The organism is Geminocystis sp. NIES-3708 (genome assembly GCF_001548095.1).
GTDB lineage: Bacteria > Cyanobacteriota > Cyanobacteriia > Cyanobacteriales > Cyanobacteriaceae > Geminocystis.
The window spans coordinates 3,856,572-3,883,409 of the sequence record NZ_AP014815.1; the positions used below are offsets into that span (position 1 = coordinate 3,856,572).

Annotated in this window: 19 protein-coding genes, 3 tRNA genes and 3 rRNA genes; 8 read left to right on the forward strand and 17 right to left on the reverse strand. The window is 34.3% G+C overall.

Annotation, left to right across the window (positions count from 1 at the left end):
- Positions 1-10: 10 nt before the first annotated feature.
- The 3 genes from ffh to GM3708_RS16915 all read left to right on the forward strand — a co-directional run bounded on the left by ffh (position 11) and on the right by GM3708_RS16915 (position 2,306).
- Positions 11-1,450 (forward strand): signal recognition particle protein, encoded by a 1,440-nt coding sequence (ffh, locus tag GM3708_RS16905; RefSeq protein ID WP_066349253.1) that lies wholly within the window; start codon positions 11-13, stop codon positions 1,448-1,450.
- A gap of 50 nt (positions 1,451-1,500) precedes the next feature.
- Complete coding sequence (locus GM3708_RS16910; protein WP_066349254.1) at positions 1,501-2,163, forward strand: DUF4335 domain-containing protein; 663 nt, start codon at positions 1,501-1,503, stop codon at positions 2,161-2,163.
- Positions 2,164-2,219: 56 nt separating this feature from the next.
- Positions 2,220-2,306: transfer RNA gene (locus tag GM3708_RS16915), tRNA-Ser, on the forward strand.
- Positions 2,307-2,610: 304 nt separating this feature from the next.
- Here GM3708_RS16915 and GM3708_RS16920 read toward each other — a convergent pair.
- The 8 genes from GM3708_RS16920 to folK all read right to left on the reverse strand — a co-directional run bounded on the left by GM3708_RS16920 (position 2,611) and on the right by folK (position 11,751).
- Entirely contained in the window at positions 2,611-4,428 is a 1,818-nt protein-coding gene (locus tag GM3708_RS16920; protein WP_066349256.1) for an ABC transporter ATP-binding protein, read from the reverse strand.
- A gap of 105 nt (positions 4,429-4,533) precedes the next feature.
- Complete coding sequence (locus GM3708_RS16925) at positions 4,534-5,709, reverse strand: hypothetical protein (RefSeq protein WP_066349257.1); 1,176 nt, start codon at positions 5,707-5,709, stop codon at positions 4,534-4,536.
- Between the two features lie 208 nt (positions 5,710-5,917).
- Entirely contained in the window at positions 5,918-7,816 is a 1,899-nt protein-coding gene (locus GM3708_RS19705) for a calcium-binding protein (RefSeq protein ID WP_066349258.1), read from the reverse strand.
- A 507-nt stretch (positions 7,817-8,323) separates the two neighbouring features.
- The gene (locus GM3708_RS16935; protein WP_066349259.1) at positions 8,324-9,004 is read right to left on the reverse strand and encodes a glycosyltransferase; all 681 of its coding nucleotides are present in this window, start codon (positions 9,002-9,004) and stop codon (positions 8,324-8,326) included.
- Between the two features lie 4 nt (positions 9,005-9,008).
- Positions 9,009-9,698, reverse strand: a complete 690-nt coding sequence (locus GM3708_RS16940; protein WP_066349261.1) for a glycosyltransferase — start codon at positions 9,696-9,698, stop codon at positions 9,009-9,011.
- Positions 9,698-10,744, reverse strand: coding sequence for a hypothetical protein (locus GM3708_RS16945; RefSeq protein ID WP_066349262.1), 1,047 nt, complete (start codon positions 10,742-10,744; stop codon positions 9,698-9,700). The genes GM3708_RS16940 and GM3708_RS16945 overlap by 1 nt, the downstream gene beginning before the upstream one ends.
- Before the next feature lie 16 nt (positions 10,745-10,760).
- Positions 10,761-11,210: a PqqD family protein gene (locus GM3708_RS16950; RefSeq protein ID WP_066349263.1), complete on the reverse strand. Its 450-nt coding sequence runs from the start codon at positions 11,208-11,210 to the stop codon at positions 10,761-10,763.
- Between the two features lie 40 nt (positions 11,211-11,250).
- Positions 11,251-11,751 carry a 2-amino-4-hydroxy-6-hydroxymethyldihydropteridine diphosphokinase gene (folK, locus tag GM3708_RS16955; RefSeq protein ID WP_066349264.1) on the reverse strand — a complete coding sequence of 167 codons (501 nt, stop codon included), beginning with the start codon at positions 11,749-11,751 and terminating at the stop codon, positions 11,251-11,253.
- A 94-nt stretch (positions 11,752-11,845) separates the two neighbouring features.
- Between folK and GM3708_RS16960 the strand changes: the two genes are divergently transcribed.
- Entirely contained in the window at positions 11,846-12,592 is a 747-nt protein-coding gene (locus tag GM3708_RS16960) for a HEAT repeat domain-containing protein (protein ID WP_066349266.1), read from the forward strand.
- A gap of 161 nt (positions 12,593-12,753) precedes the next feature.
- Here GM3708_RS16960 and GM3708_RS16965 read toward each other — a convergent pair whose 3' ends face one another.
- Positions 12,754-13,281: a tetratricopeptide repeat protein gene (locus GM3708_RS16965; RefSeq protein ID WP_066349267.1), complete on the reverse strand. Its 528-nt coding sequence runs from the start codon at positions 13,279-13,281 to the stop codon at positions 12,754-12,756.
- 149 nt (positions 13,282-13,430) lie between these two features.
- On the opposite strand from GM3708_RS16965, the gene GM3708_RS16970 reads away from it, so the two are divergent.
- On the forward strand, positions 13,431-14,318 hold the full coding sequence (locus tag GM3708_RS16970) for a TIGR04168 family protein (RefSeq protein WP_066349268.1): 888 nt from the start codon (positions 13,431-13,433) through the stop codon (positions 14,316-14,318).
- 221 nt (positions 14,319-14,539) lie between these two features.
- On the forward strand, positions 14,540-17,083 hold the full coding sequence (locus GM3708_RS16975; RefSeq protein ID WP_066349269.1) for an EAL domain-containing protein: 2,544 nt from the start codon (positions 14,540-14,542) through the stop codon (positions 17,081-17,083).
- 205 nt (positions 17,084-17,288) lie between these two features.
- Here the strand turns inward: GM3708_RS16975 and GM3708_RS16980 are convergent, their stop codons facing one another.
- Positions 17,289-18,656: a cobyrinate a,c-diamide synthase gene (locus tag GM3708_RS16980; RefSeq protein ID WP_066349270.1), complete on the reverse strand. Its 1,368-nt coding sequence runs from the start codon at positions 18,654-18,656 to the stop codon at positions 17,289-17,291.
- A gap of 46 nt (positions 18,657-18,702) precedes the next feature.
- Positions 18,703-19,800, reverse strand: coding sequence for a glycosyl transferase (locus tag GM3708_RS16985; RefSeq protein ID WP_066349271.1), 1,098 nt, complete (start codon positions 19,798-19,800; stop codon positions 18,703-18,705).
- A gap of 294 nt (positions 19,801-20,094) precedes the next feature.
- Here GM3708_RS16985 and GM3708_RS16990 point away from each other — a divergent pair, with 294 nt between their 5' ends.
- On the forward strand, positions 20,095-20,538 hold the full coding sequence (locus tag GM3708_RS16990) for a hypothetical protein (RefSeq protein WP_066349273.1): 444 nt from the start codon (positions 20,095-20,097) through the stop codon (positions 20,536-20,538).
- Between the two features lie 76 nt (positions 20,539-20,614).
- Here the strand turns inward: GM3708_RS16990 and GM3708_RS16995 are convergent, their stop codons facing one another.
- The gene (locus GM3708_RS16995) at positions 20,615-21,190 is read right to left on the reverse strand and encodes a triacylglycerol lipase (protein ID WP_066349274.1); all 576 of its coding nucleotides are present in this window, start codon (positions 21,188-21,190) and stop codon (positions 20,615-20,617) included.
- Positions 21,191-21,281: 91 nt separating this feature from the next.
- On the opposite strand from GM3708_RS16995, the gene GM3708_RS17000 reads away from it, so the two are divergent.
- Positions 21,282-21,680, forward strand: a complete 399-nt coding sequence (locus tag GM3708_RS17000; RefSeq protein ID WP_066349275.1) for a hypothetical protein — start codon at positions 21,282-21,284, stop codon at positions 21,678-21,680.
- Positions 21,681-21,799: 119 nt separating this feature from the next.
- Here GM3708_RS17000 and rrf read toward each other — a convergent pair.
- The 5 genes from rrf to GM3708_RS17025 form a co-directional block, all read right to left on the reverse strand.
- Positions 21,800-21,916 (reverse strand): 5S ribosomal RNA (gene rrf / locus GM3708_RS17005).
- A 61-nt stretch (positions 21,917-21,977) separates the two neighbouring features.
- A 23S ribosomal RNA gene (locus GM3708_RS17010) occupies positions 21,978-24,763 on the reverse strand.
- A 104-nt stretch (positions 24,764-24,867) separates the two neighbouring features.
- Positions 24,868-24,940 (reverse strand) — tRNA-Ala (locus GM3708_RS17015).
- Positions 24,941-24,987: 47 nt separating this feature from the next.
- Positions 24,988-25,061 (reverse strand) — tRNA-Ile (locus GM3708_RS17020).
- A 69-nt stretch (positions 25,062-25,130) separates the two neighbouring features.
- Positions 25,131-26,618, reverse strand: a 16S ribosomal RNA gene (locus GM3708_RS17025).
- Together the 16S, 23S and 5S rRNA genes with 2 tRNA genes alongside form the textbook arrangement of a ribosomal RNA operon.
- Positions 26,619-26,838 lie beyond the last annotated feature (220 nt).

The window sequence follows — 26,838 nt, forward strand, 5'->3', positions numbered from 1 at the left end:
TTAGTTGATTATGTTTGATGCTTTAGCGGAACGTTTAGAAGATACATGGAAAAAGTTACGTGGTCAAGGTAAAATCAGTCAATCAAATATTCAAGATGCCTTACAAGAAGTTAGACGGGCTTTACTAGAAGCTGATGTTAATTTTCAGGTAGTTAAAAGTTTTGTTGCCGAAGTTGAAAAAAATGCTTTAGGTGCAGAGGTTATTTCTGGAGTTAACCCTCAACAACAGTTTATTAAAATTGTCTATGACGAATTAGTCAAAGTCATGGGGGAAAGTAATGTACCTTTGGCTAATGCTCAGACTTCACCCACCGTTATTTTAATGGCAGGTTTACAAGGTGCTGGTAAAACTACGGCTACCGCTAAATTAGGCTTATTTTTACAAAAACAAAAACGTAGTTGTTTGATGGTAGCAACAGACGTTTATCGTCCAGCAGCGATCGATCAGTTAATTACATTAGGTAATCAAATCCAAATTCCTGTTTTTCAGCTAGGCAAAGATACTAACCCCGTTGAAATTGCCCGTCAAGGTATTGCTTATGCAAAAGAAAATGGTATTGATACCGTAATTGTTGACACTGCTGGTCGATTACAAATAGATCAGGATATGATGGCGGAGTTAGCTCAAATCAAGGAAGTAGTTCAACCTGATGAAATTTTATTAGTAGTGGACTCCATGACAGGGCAAGAAGCGGCTAATGTTACTCGTACTTTCCATGAAGAAATCGGTATTACGGGAGCTATTCTGACGAAAATGGACGGGGATAGTCGTGGTGGTGCAGCGTTATCCGTACGGACAATTTCAGGACAACCGATTAAATTTATTGGCGTGGGGGAAAAAGTAGAAGCCTTAGAACCATTTTATCCTGAACGTATGGCTTCTCGTATTCTGAATATGGGAGATATTGTAACTCTGGTAGAAAAAGCCCAAGAAGAGTTAGATATTGCCGATGTTGAGAAAATGCAGAAGAAAATGATGGAAGCTAAGTTTGATTTTAATGATTTTATCAAACAAATGCGTCTTCTTAAAAATATGGGTTCTTTTGCTGGAGTTATGAAATTAATTCCGGGGATGAATAAACTTGGTGCAGGAGCGTTAGAGCAAGGAGAAGTTCAATTAAAACGTACTGAAGCCATGATTAACTCCATGACGAAGGAAGAAAGAGAAAATCCTCAATTATTATCCCAATCACCTAATCGTCGTCGTAGAGTCGCAAAAGGCTCAGGGCATGAAGAAAAAGATGTTTCTCGTTTAGTCAGTGATTTTACTCGGATGCGTACCATGATGCAACAAATGAGCATGGGTGGTGGTTTACCCGGAATGCCCGGCATGGGTGGAATGCCTGGTATGGGTGGATTATTTGGCGGTAATCGCCCCGGTTTTAGAAATGAGCCCCCTGCTAAAAAACCTAAAAAAATTAAGAAAAAAAGAGGTTTTGCTGATCTGTAAATAATTAACAATTAACAATTAATGATTATTATTGATTATTTTAAATTTATATGAGTGATTCTATCGAGCGTCAATATCTTTCTCCCAACTGTATTTTATCTTTGCAGGGTTTTACTGATCAGAATAATAGCCATGAAAATCAACCTATTTTGTCGGTGTTAAGTCAAGCTCAATGTCAAATAATTGGTCATCCGGTTATTCTGAGTGGCGGCTTAGTTTTTATGGAACATTTAATTAAAGCGGTTAGTGCCTATGCCCAAGAGTTATTGAGTGGTTTAAATCATAGTTGGGAATATACTGATGATACTAATTATATTTCAATTAGTAAAATACCTGATAAAAACCGTCATCTTTTAGTATGGCAAGAAAAAAAAGACGATACGAATAATCAGTTACAAATTGAACTAAGTACTGTACAGTTTTTTGATTTGTTGGAAACTATCGACCAACTTTCTGTTGATGACTATACTTTACCCCAACTCCAAGATAACCCTCAACCTCTGTCACCTCGTCATCGTCAGGGAGATATTTCTTTAATTGAACAGTCAACTCCAGCAGTTATGGGATTTTTTAGTTTAGCTTTAGCTGCGATCGCTTTATTTATGATCCCCAATCCTAGCACCATTAAAGATCCTAATCAAGAACCAAAACCAACTCCCACACAAAATAATAATGGACTTGTACCGCCTTCACAACTTCCCAATCAACCTTAAGAACTTATCGACTTATTTGCTGAAACAGTCACAGACAACTATAATAGATAGCTAGAGGAGAGGTGGCAGAGTGGTTGAATGCGGCAGTCTCGAAAATTGTTAAGGTGTCAAAACCTTCGAGGGTTCAAATCCCTCCCTCTCCGTTAATAGATACTCAGGCAAAATTAATTGTATATAAGTAATAGGTTTAGATCTATTTTTATCACAGATTTCGTACGAATGAAATACAAAGTTAATTTTACCGATCTACTTATCCGAGTTTGATATAAAAATCGATAATGACTGACTTTCGTTAGCAACCAGATAGGTGGATTGTATTTTTTGTGAATAAATAAAACTCCCTTAAAAATGCACAAATATTGGTAATTTTTCTTCCAGTCTACTTGATCACTATTCTACTTATCCACCTGTCTTGTCTTCATTATTTTTCTATGTCGAATTTAGGTTTTAATACAAATCTCCACTTTCTTGTAAAGAGTGTAACCTGTGATAAATTCCTTGTCTTGCCAATAACTCTTCATGGTTGCCAACTTCTGCAATTTTTCCTTGATCTAATACTACAATTTTATCTGCTTCTCTAACAGTGCTTAAACGATGGGCGATAATAATGGTAGTACGAGTGCCGAAAATCGATCGCATTGCCAATTGAATTTCTCTTTCTGACTCATAATCAAGGCTAGAAGTAGCTTCATCAAAAATTAATATGTCAGGATTCATGATTAACGCTCTAGCAATACCCAGTCTTTGTTTTTGCCCACCAGAAAGTCTAACTCCCCTTTCACCAACAACAGTATGATATTTTTCGGGTAAATCTTGGATAAATTCATCAACTCTAGCGATCGCACAAGCCTGTTTAACTTCTTTTAAATTGACATGAGGATTGCCATAAATTAAATTATCGAAAACAGTACCATTAAACATATCAACTTCCTGATGCACAATAGCTAAACGGCGACGATAACCAGAAATATCAAAGTTTTTAATATTAATTCCATCTAACAAAATTTCTCCATTTAAAGGTTCAAAATAACGATATAAAAGTTTAACTAATGTAGATTTTCCTGACCCAGATCTACCCACTAAAGCAACTGTTTCATAAGGATTAATTAGAATGTTAATCTTATCAATAACTAAACGATTATCATGATAACCAAAAGAGAGATTTTTGAGTTGTATTTTACCGTTAAATTTATAATTATTTTCGATGATATTTTGAGGGTTTAAAACTGACGCATCTTCCCCTAAAGGTAAATTCATAAATTCATGAAAACGAATCATAGAAGCATAGCGACGAGCAAAAACTTCGGATAGTGTGCTAATGGGTTCAATTTCCGCATAAGCCATACTTGCTACAGTATAAATAGTGATAAAATGACCGATAGAAACTTGTTGTTTTACCGTAGGAATTAAAATAGATAAAAAGATTAAAAATAAGGATAATTGTACAATTGTTCTTGACCATGTGGCTAATTTTACATAACCTAAATGAATGCGATGGATGACGACTTTATATTCTCTATTTAATCGTTTTTTTTGTCTAACTAATTCTTGAGATTCTGTAGCAAAAGCCTTGACAGTTTTTATATTTGTAATAATTTCTGAGGTTCTGCTTTCTGTATTTTCTTGATGTTTATCTAACAATTCCTCCTGTTTAATTAATTTCTTTAGATGTATTAAAGTAAAAATTAAGATAGCGGTAAAGGAAAAAATAAAGCCAATAGCAATCTTTTTTTCTAGTAATAATATAACGAAAAATATTCCTAAAACCCTAATTAGTTTAGGTAATAATTGCCCAGCTATTTCTGGGTATGTCCATGTATGATTTGCAATACCTCTGGCGACTCTACCCGCAATTCTTCCGGGGTTATTTTCATCATAAAAGCTAAGGGGTAAACTCAGTATTTTTTCAATTACTTTTTGAGAATAATCTCGACGAGTTTTTAGAGTAATTTCCCAATGAAACCATGAACCAATCCACGGTTGAATAGGAGCTCTCACAACAGTAATAAGAAAAATAATTGCTACTAGAACAACTAAAGATAAAGTTTTATAGTTACTATTAATGTTAACAATATCAGCAATATTTATAACAGCTATTTGTAAAAAATTATCTATTTTTTGTCCTGATATAATATTAAGTATTTGTCCAATTAAATAAGGAACAATAAGATCAATCAATTCAAATAAACCTGCCGCACCTATGCTTAAAAAAACTGTTAATTTATAGTCATCATAATATTTAATTAAATCTTTAAAAGAAGCCATAATTAATCAACAATGAATAATTCACAATTAAAGAATGGTATGAGTTTAATTTCATTACTTTTGAGTTTACTTTTTTTATTAATTATCCTGATTATTTAGTTTATTTTAATTTGGTTTAAATTCTTTTTTTTCTCCTTTATTATATTTACTCTTTATATCATTTTTTCTATAATTATTTTTGGCATCATCTTTTTTAACAAAACCTTTGGGATCTGGCTTATATCTAGGACAAGCATAGGGTATTACTTTTTTTATTTCTAAAGTGTCCCCTCTTCTTTGGCATAAAATTTTATAAACATATCCCATCCATAATTTTTTATTTTTTACCCAATCAAAACTATTAATAAAAGTATATTTAAACTTCTTAATAAACCCTGTTTCCTTAGCAATTTGACGCACATCTTCTATCATCATTGATCGTTGTACGGTGATATTTTTTTGGGCTGTCCATACTCCCGTAAACTCCCAAGTTTCAAAGCCTCTAGGATTAGTAGGCATACCTTTATCCCATGCAATAATTTGCAAACTAATTAATTTATTATCCTTCATTTTTGGATAACCTCTAAACCAATGAGATCCTAACATTGTTTCTTGGTTTCGAGCAATCCAATGTAATCTTGGAGTTTTAAAAGTAGCCTCTATTTGAAATCCATCTGGTAAGATTAAGAGGAAATTTTGATCTGGTTCACTAGGTGGAATTAAGATGCCTTGAACTTCTGCTATTGCTTGGTGACAACCATTTCCTGCTAAAATTTTATAACGTTTTTTTTCTATTTCTGGTTGTGATTTTTTAGAAGTTTTTTTCTCTTGTTTGTCACTACTATTAAGTTGATTTTTCTCTTTTTTATCTTTATCTATAGATTTATTTTTAGGAGTTTTTTGATTATTAGCTTCAGTTTTATCCTGATTAGAAGAATCTTTTTCGACAGAAGTAATTTTAGTTTCTGTATCCGGTGTTTCACTATCAGTAGAATTTTCTATCATTAAAACTTCTAAAGGCTGATTTTGTGACGCAGTTACTGTGGAAGTGTTTTCTTCAGGATTAAGCTTCTGTGATAAACTAGCCACAGAATTTGATGATAGAACTTGTTTTTTGACATCAGAAGGACAACAAAGACGACAAGTCTGATAACCTTGATCAATCCCACGAGTAAAAGACTCTAATCGTTGCCATCCTTCTTTTTGAGGTTGACAATGACGACAAGTTTCGGCATGAATTTTGCCACTAGGGGAAACGAAATAAATAGGATTTGTTAATGTTTGATTAGTTTCTTGTGTCATGGCTTACAGGAAATCGGCTTTTTTTAGATTAGCTTATTTAGTCACAGTGTCTTATTGTAGATGTTTTTTTCCTAAGAGTGTTAATAATTCAAATTTGGTAATTTACCCTCAAAAAAAATCCCTCACTATTTACTGAAATAATGTATAGAGAGGGATAATCCGTTGTTAAAATAAAAAAAAATCCTACATTCCTACATAAAAATCACTACTAAATATTGGTAAAGTCATTAGTAGCTAATGTACCAGTAAAACCAGTAATATTAATAATTGCATCAGTACTAGCAGAGAACCCGGCTGAAGTATTATTAATAGCTAAATAAGTATTCGTACCATCGGTAAATGTAGCTGCAGAATTAGCGACAAAAATACCCGAAGTTAATACGGCTTGTATGGCTGATTGAGTCAAAGCAGTAACAGGAGTACTCGTTAAATTATTGAATGCTCCCGGAAGTCTTAAAACACGTATTAAGTCTTCATCTGCATTAAAATTAGTAATAGTGTCAGGGTTAGCTAAAAGAGAATCTCTTAAATTTTTATAGTCAAAACGATCTACATTATCACCACCAGTTAAATTATCTGCACCCGCACCGCCAATAAGAAGATCATTCCCGATACCACCGATAAGAGCATCATTACCAGCACCACCAATCAGAGTATCTGCACCTGCATCACCAGTCAATGTGTTGTTTGCACTATTACCTGTAACCTGATTGTCTCCTGTGTTACCTGTACCACCAAGACCAGTATTACCAGTTAATACTAAATTTTCTACGTTAGTGGTAAGAGTATAGTTAACACTAGAAATAACCGTATCAATACCCCCAGAAATCCCAGCAGTACTTTCAACCACGATACTTATATTATCGTCAATAATATAAGTATCACTACCTAAGTCACCACTTAGACTATCAGTGCCAATACCACCATTGATGGTGTCATCACCTTGACCACCAAAAATAGTATCATTACCGTCACCACCATTAATAGTATCATTGCCTTGATTTCCAGTTATAGTGTCATTGCCGTCACCACCATTAATAGTATCATTGCCTTGACCAGCAAAAATGTTATCGTTGCCAATACCACCAATAAGAATATTGTTACCTGTATTACCTGTTATGGTGTTATCTCCATCATTACCAGTACCGTTGAGATTTGTTGTACCACTTAAGATGAGATTTTCTACGTTCTCAGAGATAGTATAGCTGATAGTAGAAGATACTGTATCTATTCCCTCATTAAAGGCTTCTGTGACAACATCCCCTATATTATCAACGAAATAAAAGTCATTGTCTGCACCACCTATTAGGGTATCAATACCGACACCACCATTAAGAGTATCGTTTCCACTACCACCATTAAGGCTATCATTACCACTACTACCATCAAGGCTATCGTTATCACTACCACCATTAAGGGTATCGTTTCCAGTATCTCCTATCAAAGTATCATTACCACTACCACCATCAAGGCTATCATTACCACTACCACCATTAAGGGTATCGTTTCCAGTATCTCCTATCAAAGTATCATTACCACTACCACCATCAAGGCTATCATTACCACTACCACCATTAAGGGTATCGTTTCCAGTATCTCCTATCAAAGTATCATTACTACTGCCACCATCAAGGCTATCATTACCACTACCACCGATAAGGATATTATTATTACCAGTGGCACTTAAAATATCGTTACCACTACCACCATTAAGGGTATTATTATCACCAGTGACACTTAAAGTATCGTTATCGCTATCACCATTAAGGATATTATTATTACCAGTGGCACTTAAAGTATCGTTACCACTACCACCAATAAGGGTATTATTATTACCAGTGGCACTTAAATTATCGTTATCCGTATTACCATCAAGACGATCATTACCATTTGCCTGTAATAAATCATTCCCTGCACCACCATTCAGGGTATCATTACCCACACCACCATTTAGGGTATCGTTATCACCGCTACCATCTATGCGATCATTCCCCGTGCCACCAATTAAAGAATCATTACCAAGTAGTCCTAATATAATTAGATCGTCAGTTAAAGAGCTAAAATCTCTAATATTATCATTATTATCTAGTCTAATCGTCGTGGTCATTTTTTTATTCCTCGTAAGTATATATTTCTGCTTTAAGTTTTAATTGAGAAGTTAAAATTTACTTTTTTATCTAAAAAAGATTAAGTATATTTTAAACAATATTACACGAATTGTAACTGATTATTTTTATGGATGATTAGATTATAAATATCAATTTTTTTTGATATATTGCCTTTTAAAAGTTGATCTTTTATTTGAAGATATTTTACAAAATTTAAAAAAAAAGATCTGAAGAGGCATCAACGCATTCATAATATAGATTAGATAAAAAAATAGCTCTCACACCTTGACGATGATAAGAGTGTTCAATGTTTCTAAAGAAATAAAAACGTTAAATCTTCTAATTGTTTTTGGAAAAAAGTAGATTTCACTTAATCATTTTATTGCATTTAAAATTATCGAAAAATCACTATAAATTTTCTATTTTATTCCTTTTATTTTAATTTCTTTTCTTATAAATGTTGAATAAATATAGGCTAATATTATTAGTATTCATTATCTTTATCTTTATAGAAATTTAAAAAGACGTTGACGATCAAGAGATTGCTTAACAATTGTTAATAATTCTTGTCTATTTAACTCAACATTGTGAGAAAGATTTGTATGGTGAATACGTTTATACAGCAAAGTTTGAGGAATAAAACTATGGGGAATATGATAATCTTTTACCCTCGTAAACCATTCCGTATCACAACCAATGGTAAACTCTGGATTAAATTTACCGATTCTTTCCCATAATGATTTTTTCATTATTAGAGTACCCGGAGTACGCCCTTGTTGTACTTCCTTTAATAATTTTTCGGGAAATCCTCTCCTCAATTCATGTCCCGATTCTAAAAATAATTCTACTTGCCCGTAACTATATTCAATTTGAGGATCATTAATAAACTCATTCAGTTGAAGACTTAATTTATTCTCGCACCATCGATCATCATGATCAAGAAAAGCGATTAAATCTCCCCTAGCGTTATCAATACCCGTATTTCTGGCATTCGCTAAACCTTTACTTTTTTGAAGAATATATCTCACATTTTGATAAGATTTAGCAATATCAGGAGTTTTATCGCTAGATTTTCCATCAATAACTATAATTTCTTGAGGTTGATAAGTTTGATTTAAAACACTATTAATAGCTTCCGAAAGATATTTTTCACCATTTCTAACAACAATAATCACACTAATATTCATTGTTTTATAATTTCTGTCGGCAACGATCAAGATATTTTTTCATAACTTTCATTAAGATCATATTCCCCCGTGCTGTTTCATAATTTATAGAACTTTTATATTGCCGATAAAATAAAGTTATTCGCTCAATAATTACTTTTTTTATACGATTTTCATTAACTTTTACCCATAAATCAACATCTTCTCCATAATTCATTGATTCATTAAACAAACCAATTTTTTCAAATACCGATCTTTTCCAAATAGCACTACCAACATTAAAAAAAATATGAGGTTTTCTTTCAGATTCAAATAACAATCTATCATCTTCTATTTGACATAAAGATTGATCTTGAGTATAACCCTGAATAATATCAACATCAATATTATTTTTGATAAAATCTACATACTTTTCTAAACTATTACTTGGGAATAAATCATCAGCATCAAGAAAAGTAATTAAATCCCCTTTTGCCATTTTTATCCCCGTATTTCTAGCTCTGGAAACTCCACTATTTTCTTGATAAATATATTTAGTAATATCTTTAAATCGAGAGGCAATATTTACTGTTTTATCAGTTGATCCATCATCAATAACAATAATTTCTAAGGGTTGATAATTTTGTTTAATAATGCTTTTAATTGCTTCAGCTAAAAATCTTTCTCCGTTATAAACAGGAATAATAACACTGATAAAAAATTGCTCATTAATCATTATTGAATACTGCTAATTATTTTTGAAATTTGCTTAACATTCGTACCTAAATTAAGATAATAACAAGGTATTTTTTTGACCAATTCACCCATCCTTTTTAAACTTTCTTGTCTGTTGTTAGGTACTAAAAATAAACTACTAGGTGCTAAAGCCGTTAATCCTGCCATGGAAGAAGCTAGTGTTAAAGTAGTCTCTTTTTTACCCGTAATTTTAGGTATTAAGATAGCTTTTAAAGGTAAATTACTCAAAATTTTATTAGGGAAATGTTCATACAAAAAATATAACGCTTTTTCTCGATCAAGATTTTCTTGATTACTAATCATATTTTTTAGAAAAGGTAATCTTTTTATATCATCAGCATTTTTTTTACCTGTACTATAAATACTAAAAACTTTAGGAATTGGCTTTGATTGAACTAAACAATAATCATCACTAACATAAAATAATTCAGATTCCAAACAAGCCAAAGCAGTAGTTGATTTTCCTGAGCCTCCTTTTCCTACTAATAATACACCTCCATTTTCGTTTCCTACCGCTCCAGCATGACATAATTGTATTTGATTTTTTCCCATCCAAAAATGAAATATATAACGTAAAGGTGCAGCTATTTCCCCATAGGGAATAGTATTGGGATCTTTAACCCAATAAATGGCTAAATTACGCTCTTTATCTATCATTGAAAGCCCAATAGAAGTAGATCTAAAAATAGTATTAAATCGCTCATTATTAAACCCTTTTATTAACCCTTCTTTTTCATAATCTTCTATTTGCCAAGGAGGTGGGGGCATCATGATATTTGTTGAAAAACTATCCCACAAAAAAATTGTCAAATCAGCATTAATAAAAGGTTCAGCAGTCAAGTGATTTAAAGCACGAGTTATATAAGGAATAAGTTTAATTCCAGCAAAAATGAGCTTAATTTTAAAATTCCCTATACAGTAAAAAAAGCTAATAGAATTACCTGAATTAGCTTCAGCTTTTTGATAGTGCTGAAAAAAATTATCAAAAAAAGTTAAAGGATCATTTATTCGTTCTGGATGAAGCATTTTAAATTATAAAAATTTATATTTGCTTAGGATTAGGCCAACCAGTTTCATCAACATCATGAATAGGATCTAATGTCAATAAATCTTGCATATCTGTATATTTTTGTAATCTTGGCTTTTCAAATTTAAGTTTTGTTTCCGCTTTTTGAATATTAATATTCACCGCAGAAAATTCTCTTTTCTCAGAGAAAGAATGAGATACAGATAAAATAATTTCTTCCTCTATTAACTCATCAATTAAACCTTCAACACCTTCTTTTATTTCTTCGGCAATTCCATCATAACGATTTAATATTTCTTGGATAATTTCATATTGGGAAAATCCTTTTTCAATATTTTGCCAAATTTCTGTACCAATATTTAAAAGACTATAATAATAACCTTCATCAAGATTAATGATAATAACTTCACCGTCAATGATTTCTTGAGCTATTTTTGCTGTATTAATTTGTAAATAATCAGACATTTTAATTAAAAAAAACTAACAACAAATAATAGCATACAACTTACATGCTTTCCTTCAGACAAGAATCTAACAGTTGACTAATTGTTAATTTTGTCACAGGATCAACCCAACCAGAAGCAATTTCTGTTAAAGGCATCAACACAAAAAGTCTTTCTCTCATTCTTGGGTGAGGTATTTTTAGGAAAAAGCTATGGATTATTTGATTATCATAGAGAATTATATCTAAGTCTAAAGTCCTCGCTCCCCATCTTTCCTTCCTTTCCCGTCCAAATTGTTCTTCAATATCCATTAAACACTTTAATAACTCTTCGGGTAAAAGGCTAGTTTTAATAGTGATACAACCGTTTAAGTAATCAGGTTGAGGTGGTCCTATAGGTTTAGTTTTATGCCATGTAGAGCGAGAAATAAGGTCAATTTCTGCTACATGGGCAATCTTGTTGATAGCTTGATTGAGAATGCTTAAACTATCTCCCAAATTACTACCTAATGCGATCGCACAGTGCCATTCTCTGAACTCCGATTTTATTTCAAAATTAACCATTTTATTGTTAAATAATCAACGGCAGACAATCTCATCCTAAAAATTATTAACTGTTAATTGTTATTTGTTAATTGTCAATGTATCATTATTTTATATGAATGATCCAAGTTTAAGTCAAACCGCTCTTGATTTTGATTCTTCTGTTGATCCTTTAGACCTGATTGAGGAAGAAACAACTCCCGCTCCTGATCCTGAAGTAATGTTACAGTTGCTTCATAGTAAAAATAAACAGGAGTTAATTCAAGCTGTCAGAGCTTTTTGTGAAATTACCGATGCCCGTGCTATTCCTCTTTTAATACAACAATTAACCAGTAACTGCCCTTTGATTCGGGTAAGTGCTGCCTATGCCTTGGGGCGGAATACCAGTGTAACTGCTGTTGAGCCTTTAATTAACACCCTCGCTCACGATTTCAATGGTTATGTCCGTAAAGGTGTGGTTTGGGCTTTAGGAAATAGTGGCGATCGCCGAGCATTTCAACCCCTTCTCAAAGCTCTAAAAAATGATATTGGTGCAGTAAAATTGTGGGCTTCTAGTAGCATTGCGAATATTGCTAAATTAAATTACGATGATACGATAACAGCTCTACCAATAGTTATTATTTCCCTAAGACAAGACAACATCGCAGCAGTACGTAGTAATTCTGCATGGACCATAGGAAAACTGTGTCGAGAATTGCCCTATAACGTAGTCTATGCTACTGCCATTGATGCCTTAATTGAAGCCTTAGTGGAAGATGAAGATTTAGGGGTAAAAGAAGACGCTAAAACTGCATTATTAAAATTAGGTGATCCTCGTGGACTACAAATGATTGAAGAATTAGAATTTGAAGGAATTATTTAATTAGGATAGAATATTGTATTACGAATTTGCTGAAAAAAAGCATCAATAATGAAGGTAGGCAATAGGGCATCAGCAATAGTTAATTTTCATTTGATGTGAGAAACTGTAATCAAAATTTTCTTCCCCTAATGCCATGTAACCTGAAAATTGATGGTTTATTATTAATTGATGACTAGGCGTTTTTCTAAAGATTGCACACGTTTTTGGGCGATCGCATTATTAGGTTCTGATGCTAAAGTTTGTTTATAACAATCTAAGGCTTGAGAAACTAATAATTTTTTTTCATAAACATTGCCTAAATTATTGAGAGCAATAGTATATTCAGGATAAAGTTTAATGGCTTCTTTATAGTGACGAATAGCAATGTCATATTGTTCTTGGGAAAAGTAAGCAAAACCTAGGGCGTTATAAATTAACGCTCGATTTTCTGGCTCTAATTGACCTTCTAATTTTATGGCTCTTTGCAATAATTGTACACCTTGCACAAAAAGTTTTTTATCTAAATAAATAACGGCTAATTCATAATATTCTTGAGCAGTACCTTTTTGATTTTGCAGCTTATCTTGAAGTTTAGAAAAACGATTCTCTATTTTCCTAGTTTTGATAATTTGTCTAATTAATATAATAGCAACTATGGCTAATAAACCCAATAAAATAGATATATAAACTATGGGTAGATTTTCATTCATAACTTATTTTTTTTTAAATATTTTTTATTATTAGTTCAGTATATTAGCATATTAAGGTATTTTTTTATCAAGATAAAATTACCTTTTACTTTGTTTTATTTTAGGTAACAATATAAGAAAATGTAACTATTTATTAAGCTCATATTTTCATGACTAAAACAACCATTAAAATTGCAGTAATTGGCGATGTTCACGAACATTGGAACGAATATGATCAAGAAATCTTAAAATTTTTAGGGGTGGATTTAGTCTTATTTGTGGGAGATTTCGGTAATGAATCACTTAATATTATTCAACAAATAGCAAAGGTTGATATTCCCAAAGCCTTAATTATGGGCAATCATGACGCATGGTTTACCGCAACAAGATGGGGCAGAAAAAAGTGTCCTTATGATCATAACCTTGAAGATCGAGTACAGCAACAATTAGATATTTTAGGTTCTAATCATGTCGGTTATGGTAGTCTTGATTTTCCTGATTTGCAAATTTCGGTGGTGGGTAGTCGTCCTTTTAGTTGGGGTGGCTCAAAATGGAAATGTGATGAGTTTTATCAGCAACGTTACGATGTTAATAACTTTCAGGAATCTACAGAAAAAATCATTGAGGCGGTGAAAAAAACTTCCTATGAACATATCATTTTTATCGGTCATAATGGTCCTTTTGGTTTAGGTGCAAATCCTGAAGATACTTGCGGTAAAGACTGGAATCCTATTGGTGGTGATTTTGGTGATCCCGATTTTCAAGAAGCCATAACATTTACTCAAAATTTTGGAAAAAAAATTCCCCTTGTCACTTTTGGACATATGCATCATAGTCTTAGGCATACAAAAGAAAGACTAAGAACTATAATTAATCAAGATAGTTTTAATACTATTTATTTGAATGCCGCAGTCACTCCTCGAATTCAGGAAATGGAAGGACAAAAAATCCATAAATTTTCTCTTGTTACTTTAAATTTACGTAAAATTACGGAGATTAAATTAATGTTTATCAGCGAGAATATGAATATTATTAAAGAGCAAAAATGGAACTTTTAATTTAATCATAAAAAGTTATTAATAAAAAAGAAATTTAAAATCAATTCTTATTTAAAAATCATTAATTATTATTATCATTACCTATTATCGAAAACTAATTTTAATAAATTTAAAGTCAATTCTGTTCTAGTCTCCTATTCTTCTAATCTTCTATTGTTCTAGTCTCTTAGTTTCATCTTCGTCAACAAACTTATATCGAACTCAGGTGATAACTACTTATTATGACAAAATTTGTTAGTCTTCGTACAAAAATTTTATTCGGCTTCACTGTTACTTTTACTCTTTTTTTTAGTGGTATCTCTTTGTGGTTTTATTCCTTTACCACTGCTAACGTTAATAAAAGGCTAAAGGAAAACTTAAAAAGAGTTGCCGTCGCATCAGCTAAACAAATTGATGTTGAAGAATTAATGGGCTTATATCAAGATGGAAAACCTAATCTTCAGGGTAGATCAGATGATCCTCGTTTTCAAAATCAATTACGTTGGCTTGAGGAAAGACACGAAATTAATCCTCAAGTTTTTTTATATTCTTTTGTTAGAGATAATTCCAGTCAAAATTATTCTGATAAAGAAAAAAAGATTGTTTATTTAGTAGATGTGTGGATGAATATTGATTCTAGTAAAAGTAGTTATTTTTTAGAGTCATCTATTGCTACAGAATATCATATGAATACTCTAACAAAAGGTACAGTAGAATTTAGAGATTTTTATGAAGATAAATGGGGAAAATGGATTACTTTTTATGCACCAATTAGGGACAAATTCGGTAATATTGTTGGAGGTATTGGTGCAGATATGGAAGTAGAAGAAATACAGGAAATACAAAAAGAAATTAAACAACAAATTCTGATTAGTTTTGGTTTATCTTATCCTCTTTTATTAGGTTTAATATATGGATTATCAACTTTATTAACTAGACGTTTTAAAGCATTACAAAATTACGCTCAAGAAGTAGGAGAAGGTAATTATAATTTAGATATTTCTTTACGGGAAAAATTGAGCTTTTCTTTTTTTGATGATGAAAGAATAATTTTGGCAAAAGTATTGGAAGAAATGGCATTAAAAATTCAACAAAGAGAAGAATTATTGAGTGGTATTTTCAATCAAGTAGGAGTTGGTATTTCCGTTTCTACTTCGGATTATAAATTTAAAATTGTTAATTCAACTCTTTGTCATTTATTGGGATATACCGAAAAAGAATTACTGACAAAAACTTGCTTTGATATAACTCACCCTGAAGATATTGAGTCTTCTTGGCAATATGTTAATGAAGTTTTAAATTCAACAATTTTTCCCCCTTTACCTTTAGAAAAACGCTGTATTGATAAAAACGGTAAAACAAAATGGTTTGAAACTGCTATTACTGTGATTAAAGATAATCAACAAAATCTTAAATATCTGATTACAGTAAATCAAAATATCACTCGTCGTAAGGAAATGGAAAATAAGTTAATAGAAGCGGCTAATACTGATTTTCTTACGAAATTATGGAATCGTGCTTATTTTATGGGATTTTTAGAAAAATTATTAAAAAAAATAGAACAAAATCCTGATTATGTGTTTGCATTATTATTAATCGATATTGACAACTTTAAAACTATTAATGATAGTTTAGGACATTTAGTAGGAGATCAATTTTTAATTAATATAGCAAATCATTTACGTAAATGTGTCACAGAAAAAGACGTAGTGGCTAGACTTGGAGGAGATGAATTTGCGATTTTATTGACTACTATTGAAACGGTGGAAGATTCTATCACTGTGGCACAAAAAATTCAAAATGCTATTAATTTTCCTTTTTATGTTTATAATCAAGAGTTTTTTACCAGTGCAAGTATTGGTATTGTTATAAGTAATCATTTAGCTGGAAATAATTCCTATGTTACCGCTTCCGATTTATTTCGGGATGCTGATATTGCCATGTATCAGGTGAAAAATAAAGATAAAAGTAATTATCAGATTTTTGGGAGAGAAATGTATGATAATTTCATCAAAAAACTAAAATTAGAAAATCAATTAAAAAGGGCTATTGAAGAAGGAAAATTAACTCTTTTTTATCAACCTATAATTGATTTAAAAACGGGTAAGTTATATAGTATAGAATCTTTAGTTCGTTGGTTTCATCCTGAATTAGGTTTTTTATCCCCTAGTAAATTTTTACCCCTTGCTCAAGAAAGTAGATTAATTGTCGATTTAGGAAATTGGGTATTAAAAACGGCTTGTTATCAACTTCATCAGTGGTATCAAAAAAAACTGCTTCATCCTAATATTACTGTCAATGTAAATATAGCAGGAAAACAATTTGAAACAGGAAATTTATTGACTCAAATAGTTGATACCCTTGAAAAAACTAAATTATCCCCTACTAATTTACGCATAGAAGTCACAGAAACTGTAATTGCTCAAAATACTTCTCAAATCGCTAATATTTTACAAAAAATTAAAGATTTAGGTGTTAATATTGCCATCGATGATTTTGGCACTGGTTACTCCTCTCTAGCTAGACTGCGCAATTTTCCTGTTAATCAAATCAAAATCGATAAAGCCTTTGTAAAACCTTTAAATACTCATCCTAAAAATATCAAATTTTTGCAGGGAATTATTAATCTTTGTCACAATTTAGATTTAGAAGTGGTTTGTGAAGGGATTGAAACAGAACAACAAAAACAAATATTAATTGATTTAAACTGTAATTATGGACAAGGATATTTATATGCTAAACCTATGAGTGTTAATGATTTTGAACAATGGATAATGAAGATGTGATAAAAAAGTTTTTTTGGCGAGATAGGAGTTACGGGAAATACTTATATAGTCATTAAAAATAAGAATGAAACAGTTTAATAATATTAAAAATTTTCAAAAATCTTGATTGGTAAACAATACCCACCTTACATAATTTTTCTAACTGTCTCAGTGTTATTTTAACTAACTATAAATAAAGCTATATTTAAAAAATTATCATTAAATCTCATTGTAAAATTAATTTTAATTCTTCAAAAATATTAGCAAAATGAATATGTAAATATGACGCATAAATATTTTTAATTTGCCATCCTTGATAAGATAATATTTGTTGAGTGTAATAATCTTTAATTTCTAAAATCGGTGAAGAAGAAATGTCATAATTCTTAGCTCGATGAAATTCATGACCTCTTAAAATGATATTTTTATTAAAATGTTTATGATTAATTAAAATTTTCCCTTCTCTATAACCAAGAGTTAATTTTTTATCCATGATAGCAATATTAGGTAAAACCCCTACCATTTCCCATGATTGCTCTTCAAAATCAATAATCTTTTCTGATAAATACATCATTCCTCCACACTCAGCATAAGTAAATATTCCCGAATTGATTGCTTCTTTTAAAGATTTTTTCATAGTTTTATTTTTTGCCAATTCATCTGCAAAAACTTCGGGAAATCCTCCCCCTAAATAAATTCCTTGAATATTATCAGGAATTTTATTATCATTCATGGGGCTAAAAAATATTAATTCACATCCTAACTTTTCTAATATATCTAAGTTATCTTGATAATAAAAATTAAATGCTTTATCCTTGGCAATAGCAATTTTAATTTTAGATTTAGTTATATATTCCCTATCAGTAAAATGGTATTGATAATAAGAAGCATCATAACTATTGTTAGATTGTTTATTTTCAAGATAAGGAATTAATAAATGCCAATTAAAATTTTTTTCTCCAAGCACAGCTAATTCTCGGAAAATCTCTTGATTTGTATTAATTTCTTCAGTAGGAATTAAACCTAAATGTCTTGAAGCTAACTCGATATTTTTCTCTCTAAACCATACACCTAAAATCAAAATTGAACATCTTTTTAATCCTTCTTTTAATAAAGATAAATGTTTTTCACTGCCGACTTTATTTAGAATAATTCCTATAATCTTTATTTCTGGATCAAGATTAACATATCCATAAACTATCGCTGCAATAGAGGTACTTAATTTACTACAATCAACGATTAAAACTACGGGAATTTTTAATAATTTAGCAATATGTGCTGTACTTCCGTAACAAAAAGAATTATTATTGGGTACTCCATCATATAAGCCCATAACCCCTTCAATAATACTAATATCAGCTTTTTGACTATGATGAAAAAAAGAAGATTTAACATAGTCTTCTGAAGTTAAAATAGGATCAAGATTACGACAAGGTAAACCAGTAATTGCAGTATGAAACATTGGGTCAATATAATCTGGACCGACTTTAAAAGATTGAATAGACTTTCCTTGATTTTTTAACCATGATAATAAGGCTAAAGTTATGGTAGTTTTGCCAACTCCAGTTTTTTCTCCTGCAATAATTAAAGCCATTTAGTAATTATAAATCAGTAATTAAGATAAATAATAAATCAAATTATCAACTTTTTGAGAATATTGAATTAGAAAAAAAATTAACAATTTCTTGAGCGATAGTTTCTGTGCCATTTTTCAAAATTTTATCATTACTTTGAGGAGGAGATAGTTCTGCTTTTAAAAAATCCCAATTACCTTCAAAAAAATCTTGATAATTAACAATATTATGAAAACTATAATTTTTTAAACCTTGTAATAAAATTTCCGCTTCTGCAAAACCTTTTCTTGTCAAGCTAATCAAAGGAATATCTAAACGCATACTTTCCGCAAAGGTACTAAAACCAGGTTTCGATACTACTTTACCACATAAAGGCATCAAATCCACTGGACGATAGAGATTATCATTAATTTTAATTAAATTTGGTAAATCAGGTGCATTTTTAGCAAAAGTAATAAACTGCCAATCGGGAAAACAACTTAAATTTTCATAGGGAATTGCTTCTATTCCTAAACCACCAAAAGTTAACAAAACAGTTTTTTCTGTTTCCACCATCAAATTAAATTTTTCTCTCAAATGAGATTCATCATAACGAGGAATACCTCCTGTTAACCCCACATCTTCGATAACGGGAAAACTTCTCATTTCCTCCGCCAAGGGTAAACGAAAGAGACGTTGACATAATTGATAACGACTACTCAACCAATCGGCAATACTATTGAATTCTCCCCCCCATGCACGGTAAATAAAATCCCAACCAAAATTACTCATCATCCAGCAAGGAATCCCAGCTTTTTCCCCTATGGTGGCAGCCATTGCTGGAATATCAGCAACAATTAAACCAACTTGATTCATCGTAATAAATTCCACTTCTCCTTTAACAATTTCCATTTCTCGAAAACGATACTCTATCATTTTTTCTTTAGTTGCCACCAAATCCATCGTTAAGCTATCCGACTGAATTACCCCCACATCAAAAGCACGGTAACGATAAAGAAAATCTCCATCAATATACGATTCTAATAACCATCTAGGTGCAGTCGTCACCAATACTAATAAAATATTGGGATTTAATTTTTGTACTTGTGATGCAATACTTGCCATTCGTACTGCATGACCAAATCCATGATTCGTAATAGCTAAATATAAAACAGGTCGAGACATGAGATAATTAACAACGAGAAATAAAAATTAGTAATAATTAACTAATTATCGTCAAAGTTAAATGATACCTTATAGTGGGAAGATTAATGATTTGCTTTTATCATGATCTCAGAAGATATAAGACTCATTGTACTATGTGAAATTTTTAGAAATGTTTGTTTTCAAATATAGTAAGATTCACAGATAGATGTATTTTTAAATCTTTAATTATTCACAAATGATTTAGGACTGCTATAGTACTCTTTTTATATTTTCTATTCTATGAATTTTATCAGTATTTGTTACTCAAAAACAGTGAATGAAAATTTAAACTATATTTCTCAAACTATTATTTTAATCAAATATTATGGCTTTGAACTCCATGGTTATAACATTAAAGAATTAATTATAAAATGGACGAAAATTTATCCACATTATTGGATACCGTTAGCAGTAATAGAAGCTATTTATCAAGGTAGATTAAAAGCTATTTCCGTAGAACAAATTTTAAATATTTGGTTAAAAAAGGGGGTGATTAATTTAAGTTTTAATTATGAATTTTCTCGATTAATTAACCCAGAAAAAAGTAGTAGTATAGAAGATTATGAAGAATTAAAAGATATTTTTAGTAATTTATATGATCACAAAAAAATAGAATTTAATATGATGGAAGAATCCTCCGTAAATAATTTTCAACCATTAGATGATTATTCAGAATGTTTCCAAAAATTAAAAAAATTTATTATCATTGAAAATTAATTCTAAGAGATCATGTCTTAATAATATCCTTAGGTAATCTACATCAAAAAACCTGAAGAATAAATATCTATCAAAATTATTCTAAAAAACAATTTATTTCTTCTAAAACCCTTTTATCACTTAACATCCATTTATGAATTAAAACAGGTAATCTAACTTCCTTTCCAACACCTAAAAGTGAACTATTAGCTGGAATAATCATCCCATCAAAAGGAGTCCACATAATTAAGCACTTAATCTTTGCTAATGTTTCTTTTACATCACTATTTAAATCTCTTAAAAACTCACTATTTGGACGCATTTGCACAATACCTTTTAATGGTAAACCATAACCTAAATTCGTTCCATTATTAGGAGCAGAAATATTAATATATTTTTCAACTTTTTCGATACCATTTAATCTTTGTAAATAGTAGCGAGTAACTAATCCTCCCATACTAAAACCCAGTAAAATTATTTTCTCTTCTAAAGCAAATTGACTATCAATATACTGTTTTACTTGTTGTGCTAAATCTTTTAAATCCCCAGTTCCAATATTAGGAATTAAATCAATAGTATAGATTTTATAGCCTCTATTTTGTAAAAAATTTGCCATCGTTTGAAAGACTTTTCCTGTATCTGTGATGCCATGAACCATTAAAATACTCTTCATAAATTAATAATTAGAAACTGAATAATTAACTACGTTAAAATTAATAAGTTAAAATTTAGCATTTATTAGCAAAGATTAAATATTCGATATAATGAGTAAAAAGTCAAGAGTGTTGAAAGAAATCAAAAGAGTAACCTCTGATAAAAATTTTCAAATGTCAAAAGTTATAGAAAATTTTATCAAACCTTATTTACATTTAACTTCTAATTTTATAGAAACAGAAAAGTTACTGACTTTAGCCATAATTGCTTGGAATGCCTCTTTATATCCTGAGTCAGAAAGAACTGATATAGTAGAGATACTTTTTTCTAAAGAGATTATTGGTGATGATCCTAATTTACAAGATGAATTAACTGAAATTATTACCACTTTAATTCATCGTAAATTAACTTTCTTTGCTAATTATCAACGATTAATTATAGATTTTAATTTAACAATACTTAATCAGTCTTACAGTTTATCGGTTACTTCTCAAGAAAAAGCTTTATAAGAATAGATAAATTATTTTTTTCTCAAATTATTTATAAGCATATACAAAAAACACCCTAAGTATTGGTAGAGTGCTTTTAAGTTCTGATATGTATCTTATTTAGAGTGTGAGAAAATTAAAGCTGGCATGGAACTATTGTCCCGTGGGGCTACCCCCAGAGTATCGTCGCCGCGATTGCGTTTCACCCACGAGTTCGAGATGGATCGTAGTGGTTCCACAATGCTAAACACACCAGCTAAGACTATGAAAGTTAAATAACCCTCAAGACTGCATGAAATAGTAAATAGATTTTAAGATTAGGTCAAGCGGACGGTCTGTTAGTACACTTTGGCTCCATACATTACTGCACTTCCACCTCGTGCCTATTAACGGGTGTTCTTCCCGTGACCTTACACCAGAATACTCATCTTGAGGTGGGCTTCCCACTTAGATGCTTTCAGCGGTTATCCTCTCCGTACTTGGCTACCCAGCGTTTACCGTTGGCACGATAACTGGTACACCAGCGGTACGTCCTTCCCGGTCCTCTCGTACTAAGGAAGGCTCCTCTCAATATTCTCACGCCTGCACCGGATATGGACCGAACTGTCTCACGACGTTCTGAACCCAGCTCACGTACCGCTTTAATGGGCGAACAGCCCAACCCTTGGGACGTACTTCCGCCCCAGGTTGCGATGAGCCGACATCGAGGTGCCAAACCTCCCCGTCGATGTGAACTCTTGGGGGAGATCAGCCTGTTATCCCTAGAGTAACTTTTATCCGTTGAGCGACGGCCCTTCCACACAGCACCGTCGGATCACTAAAACCGTGTTTCCACCCTGCTTGACTTGTCAGTCTCGCAGTCAAGCTACCTTCTGCTTTTGCACTCTTCGACTGATTTCCAACCAGTCTGAGGTAACCTTTGTACGCCTCCGTTACTTTTTTGGAGGCGACCGCCCCAGTCAAACTACCCACCTGAAACTTTCCGGTTTTACCGTTAGAATTCTAGCTTTCTGAGAGTGGTATCTCACTGTTGGCTCTAGTATCCCCACAAGGATACCTTCAACGCCTCCCACCTATACTGCGCACAGCAAGCCCGAACACAATTCCAAGCTATAGTAAAGCTTCATAGGGTCTTTCTGTCCAAGTGCAGGTAGTCCGTATCTTCACAGACAATCCTATTTCGCCGAGTCTCTCTCCGAGACAGTGCCCAGATCGTTACGCCTTTCGTGCGGGTCGGAACTTACCCGACAAGGAATTTCGCTACCTTAGGACCGTTATAGTTACGGCCGCCGTTCACCGGGGCTTCAGTCGCTAGCTTCAGATTACTCCTGACCAACTTCTTTAACCTTCCGGCACTGGGCAGGCGTCAGCCCCTATACTTCCTCTTTCGAGTTTGCAGAGACCTATGTTTTTGCTAAACAGTCGCCTGGGCCTTTTCACTGCAACCAACGTTTCCGTTGGCACTCCTTCTCCCGAAGTTACGGAGTCATTTTGCCGAGTTCCTTAGAGAGAGTTCTCTCGCTCCCCTTAGTATTCTCTACTTGCCCACCTGTGTCGGTTTCGGGTACCGGGACTTTATTTTCAACATCATCATCGCTTTTCTTGCCGCTATCTTTCTACACGCGCAGTAAACTGCTCCCAATCCACTCAGGGTGTGTTTAGTTTTCACGGGTCCCGATGATGACTCCCATAAAGCCACGCAGGAATATTCACCTGCTTGCCATCGACTACGCTTTTCGCTTCGCCTTAGGTCCGGGCTAACTCTCCACGGACGAGCCTTCTGGAGAAACCCTTGGGCTTTCGGGGTTAAGGATTCTCACCTTAATTTTCGCTACTTAAGCCGACATTCTCACTTCTATACTGTCCACATCTGCTTGCCGCTAATGCTTCACCCTATATAGAACGCTCCCCTACCACTTAATGTTTCCATTGAGTCCATAGCTTCGGTGATTAACTTAGCCCCGTTCATTTTCGGCGCAGGAGCGCTTGACCAGTGAGCTATTACGCACTCTTTCAAGGATTGCTGCTTCTAGGCAAACCTCCTGGTTGTCTAAGCACTCCCACCTCCTTTCTCACTTAGTTAATACTTTGGGACCTTAGCTGATGGTCTGGGCTGTTTCCCTCTTGACGATGAAGCTTATCCCCCACCGTCTCACTAGTGCTATAGTTATGGGTATTCTGAGTTTGTCTCATCTTGGTACCGCTCTCGCAGCCCGCAACGAAACAGTGCTTTACCCCCCATTTCCTGATACACCGCTGCGCCTCAACACATTTCGGGGAGAACCAGCTAGCTCCGGGTTCGATTGGCATTTCACCCCTAACCACAGCTCCTCCGCCAATTTTTCAACATTGGTCGGTTCGGACCTCCACTTCGTGTTACCGAAGCTTCATCCTGGCCATGGTTAGATCACCCGGGTTCGGGTCTACAAACAGTGACTAACGCCCTTTTCGGACTCGGTTTCCCTTTGGCTTCATCTTTTCGATTTAACCTGCCACTGCCTGTAAGTCGCCGGCTCATTCTTCAACAGGCACACGGTCATCCGTTTAATCGGACTCCCATTGCTTGTAAGCTGATGGTTTCATGTTCTATTTCACTCCCCTCCCGGGGTTCTTTTCACCTTTCCCTCGCGGTACTTTTCTCTATCGGTCACACTTTGTATTTAGCCTTACCACGTGGTCGTGGCTGATTCACACTAGATTCCACTTATCTCGTGCTACTCGGGATTCACCTAGGATTAATTTGGTTTTCAATTACAGGACTTTTACCTTCTCTGGTCTAGTTTTCAGCTAGTTCGTTTAACCTCTTCTTTCCATCTCGATGTCCCACTACCCCAGTCTTCGTAAACACTGGTTTAGGCTGTTCCCGCTTCGCTCGCCGCTACTAGGGGAATCACTTTTGTTTTCTCTTCCTCTGGCTACTAAGATGTTTCAGTTCACCAGGTTCGCTCATCACTACTAATAGTAGTGTGTTTTTAGGGTTGCCCCATTCGGACACTCTCGGCTCATAGTCTGCTTCCGACTCCCCGAGACTTTTCGTAGGTTGCTACGTCCTTCTTCGCCTTCGTGTGCCTAGGTATCCACCATCAGCCCTTGATTGCTTGACCTGTCTGTCATTTTACAGCTTTTTCTACTTACTTTTTCTATGCAGTTTTCAAGGTTCTTACTGAACAACGGTTCAGCATCCATTTTTTGGTGCTAATTTGTTCCCTGGAGATAAGCGGACTCGAACCGCTGACATCCTGCTTGCAAAGCAGGCGCTCTACCAACTGAGCTATACCCCCAATCTTTTTTCTCTCTTGGAAAAATTTACTTCTTCTCCCAAAAGAAGTGGGCCATCCTGGACTTGAACCAGGGACCTCACCCTTATCAGGGGTGCGCTCTAACCACCTGAGCTAATAGCCCGTGAACCTATTCTTAATAGTTTGAATGCCTTTTTCTCACTCTTGCTGACTTCTATTCGAAGTCTCCCTTTAAGGAGGTGATCCAGCCACACCTTCCGGTACGGCTACCTTGTTACGACTTCACCCCAGTCACTAGTCCCACCTTCGGCATCCTCCTCCTTTACAGGTTGGAGTAACGACTTCGGGCGTGACCAACTTCCATGGTGTGACGGGCGGTGTGTACAAGACCCGGGAACGGATTCACCGCAGTATGCTGACCTGCGATTACTAGCGATTCCTCCTTCATGCAGGCGAGTTTCAGCCTGCAATCTGAACTGGGGCTGAGTTTGCTGGGATTCGCTCCACTTCGCAGCTTCGCTTCCCTTTGTCTCAACCATTGTAGTACGTGTGTAGCCCAAGACGTAAGGGGCATGCTGACTTGACGTCATCCCCACCTTCCTCCGAGTTCTCCCCGGCGGTCTCCCTAGAGTCCCCAACTTAATGCTGGCAACTAAGGACGAGGGTTGCGCTCGTTGCGGGACTTAACCCAACATCTCACGACACGAGCTGACGACAGCCATGCACCACCTGTCTCTGCGTTCCCTAAGGCACTCTTTCGTTTCCAAAAGATTCGCAGGATGTCAAGCCTTGGTAAGGTTCTTCGCGTTGCATCGAATTAAACCACATACTCCACCGCTTGTGCGGGTCCCCGTCAATTCCTTTGAGTTTCACACTTGCGTGCGTACTCCCCAGGCGGGATACTTAACGCGTTTGCTTCGGCACTGTCTGGGTCGATACAGACAACACCTAGTATCCATCGTTTACCGCTAGGACTACAGGGGTATCTAATCCCTTTCGCTACCCTAGCTTTCGTCCCTCAGTGTCAGTATATGCCCAGTAGAGCGCCTTCGCCACTGGTGTTCTTCCTAATCTCTACGCATTTCACCGCTACACTAGGAATTCCCTCTACCCCTACTATACTCTAGCTTTTCAGTTTCCACCGCCTACCCGAAGTTGAGCTTCGGTCTTTGACAGCAGACTTGAAATGCCACCTACGGACGCTTTACGCCCAATGATTCCGGATAACGCTTGCATCCTCCGTATTACCGCGGCTGCTGGCACGGAGTTAGCCGATGCTTATATTAGGTACCGTCACTTTCTTCTTCCCTAAGTTTTGAGGTTTACAACCCAAGAGCCTTCCTCCCTCACGCGGTATTGCTCCGTCAGGCTTTCGCCCATTGCGGAAAATTCCCCACTGCTGCCTCCCGTAGGAGTCTGGGCCGTGTCTCAGTCCCAGTGTGGCTGCTCATCCTCTCAGACCAGCTACTGATCGTCGCCATGGTAGTCCATTACACTACCATCTAGCTAATCAGACGCGAGCTCCTCTTCAGGCGATAAATCTTTTACTTCTCAGCTCATCCGGTATTAGCAGTCGTTTCCAACTGTTGTCCCCGACCTCAAGGCAGATTCTCACGTGTTCCTCACCCGTCCGCCACTATCACCTAAGTGACCGTTCGACTTGCATGTGTTAAGCATACCGCCAGCGTTCATCCTGAGCCAGGATCAAACTCTCCATTGTAGATTCCTTTTCACCTAAGTTACTTAGTTCTCTCAACGAGCTTTTTGATTGCTCTTTTTGTTAGTAATTTAATACTTGCTTTGTTAATTTAAAGTTCTTTAACAAGGGTGTATGTTATATTTGAAAATGGCTTTCAAACTATTAAATTGTCGAGGTTCGTGGTGTGTTAGACTGAGTCAATTGGCTCAATCGCACATTTACTAATATAACTAATAATTCT

Excerpts from the sequence above, each read along its gene's own strand:
- GM3708_RS16970 (WP_066349268.1), top strand. The coding sequence starts at position 13,431 with ATGACTAAAACAACCATTAAAATTGCAGTAATTGGCGATGTTCACGAA.
- GM3708_RS16965 (WP_066349267.1), bottom strand. The coding sequence starts at position 13,281 with ATGAATGAAAATCTACCCATAGTTTATATATCTATTTTATTGGGTTTA.
- GM3708_RS16975 (WP_066349269.1), top strand. The coding sequence starts at position 14,540 with ATGACAAAATTTGTTAGTCTTCGTACAAAAATTTTATTCGGCTTCACT.
- GM3708_RS16920 (WP_066349256.1), bottom strand. The coding sequence starts at position 4,428 with ATGGCTTCTTTTAAAGATTTAATTAAATATTATGATGACTATAAATTA.
- GM3708_RS19705 (WP_066349258.1), bottom strand. The coding sequence starts at position 7,816 with ATGACCACGACGATTAGACTAGATAATAATGATAATATTAGAGATTTT.
- GM3708_RS16960 (WP_066349266.1), top strand. The coding sequence starts at position 11,846 with ATGAATGATCCAAGTTTAAGTCAAACCGCTCTTGATTTTGATTCTTCT.
- GM3708_RS17000 (WP_066349275.1), top strand. The coding sequence starts at position 21,282 with ATGAGTAAAAAGTCAAGAGTGTTGAAAGAAATCAAAAGAGTAACCTCT.
- GM3708_RS16925 (WP_066349257.1), bottom strand. The coding sequence starts at position 5,709 with ATGACACAAGAAACTAATCAAACATTAACAAATCCTATTTATTTCGTT.
- GM3708_RS16910 (WP_066349254.1), top strand. The coding sequence starts at position 1,501 with ATGAGTGATTCTATCGAGCGTCAATATCTTTCTCCCAACTGTATTTTA.
- GM3708_RS16940 (WP_066349261.1), bottom strand. The coding sequence starts at position 9,698 with ATGATTAATGAGCAATTTTTTATCAGTGTTATTATTCCTGTTTATAAC.
- GM3708_RS16985 (WP_066349271.1), bottom strand. The coding sequence starts at position 19,800 with ATGTCTCGACCTGTTTTATATTTAGCTATTACGAATCATGGATTTGGT.
- folK (WP_066349264.1), bottom strand. The coding sequence starts at position 11,751 with ATGGTTAATTTTGAAATAAAATCGGAGTTCAGAGAATGGCACTGTGCG.
- GM3708_RS16945 (WP_066349262.1), bottom strand. The coding sequence starts at position 10,744 with ATGCTTCATCCAGAACGAATAAATGATCCTTTAACTTTTTTTGATAAT.
- GM3708_RS16950 (WP_066349263.1), bottom strand. The coding sequence starts at position 11,210 with ATGTCTGATTATTTACAAATTAATACAGCAAAAATAGCTCAAGAAATC.
- ffh (WP_066349253.1), top strand. The coding sequence starts at position 11 with ATGTTTGATGCTTTAGCGGAACGTTTAGAAGATACATGGAAAAAGTTA.
- GM3708_RS16980 (WP_066349270.1), bottom strand. The coding sequence starts at position 18,656 with ATGGCTTTAATTATTGCAGGAGAAAAAACTGGAGTTGGCAAAACTACC.
- GM3708_RS16995 (WP_066349274.1), bottom strand. The coding sequence starts at position 21,190 with ATGAAGAGTATTTTAATGGTTCATGGCATCACAGATACAGGAAAAGTC.
- GM3708_RS16935 (WP_066349259.1), bottom strand. The coding sequence starts at position 9,004 with ATGAATATTAGTGTGATTATTGTTGTTAGAAATGGTGAAAAATATCTT.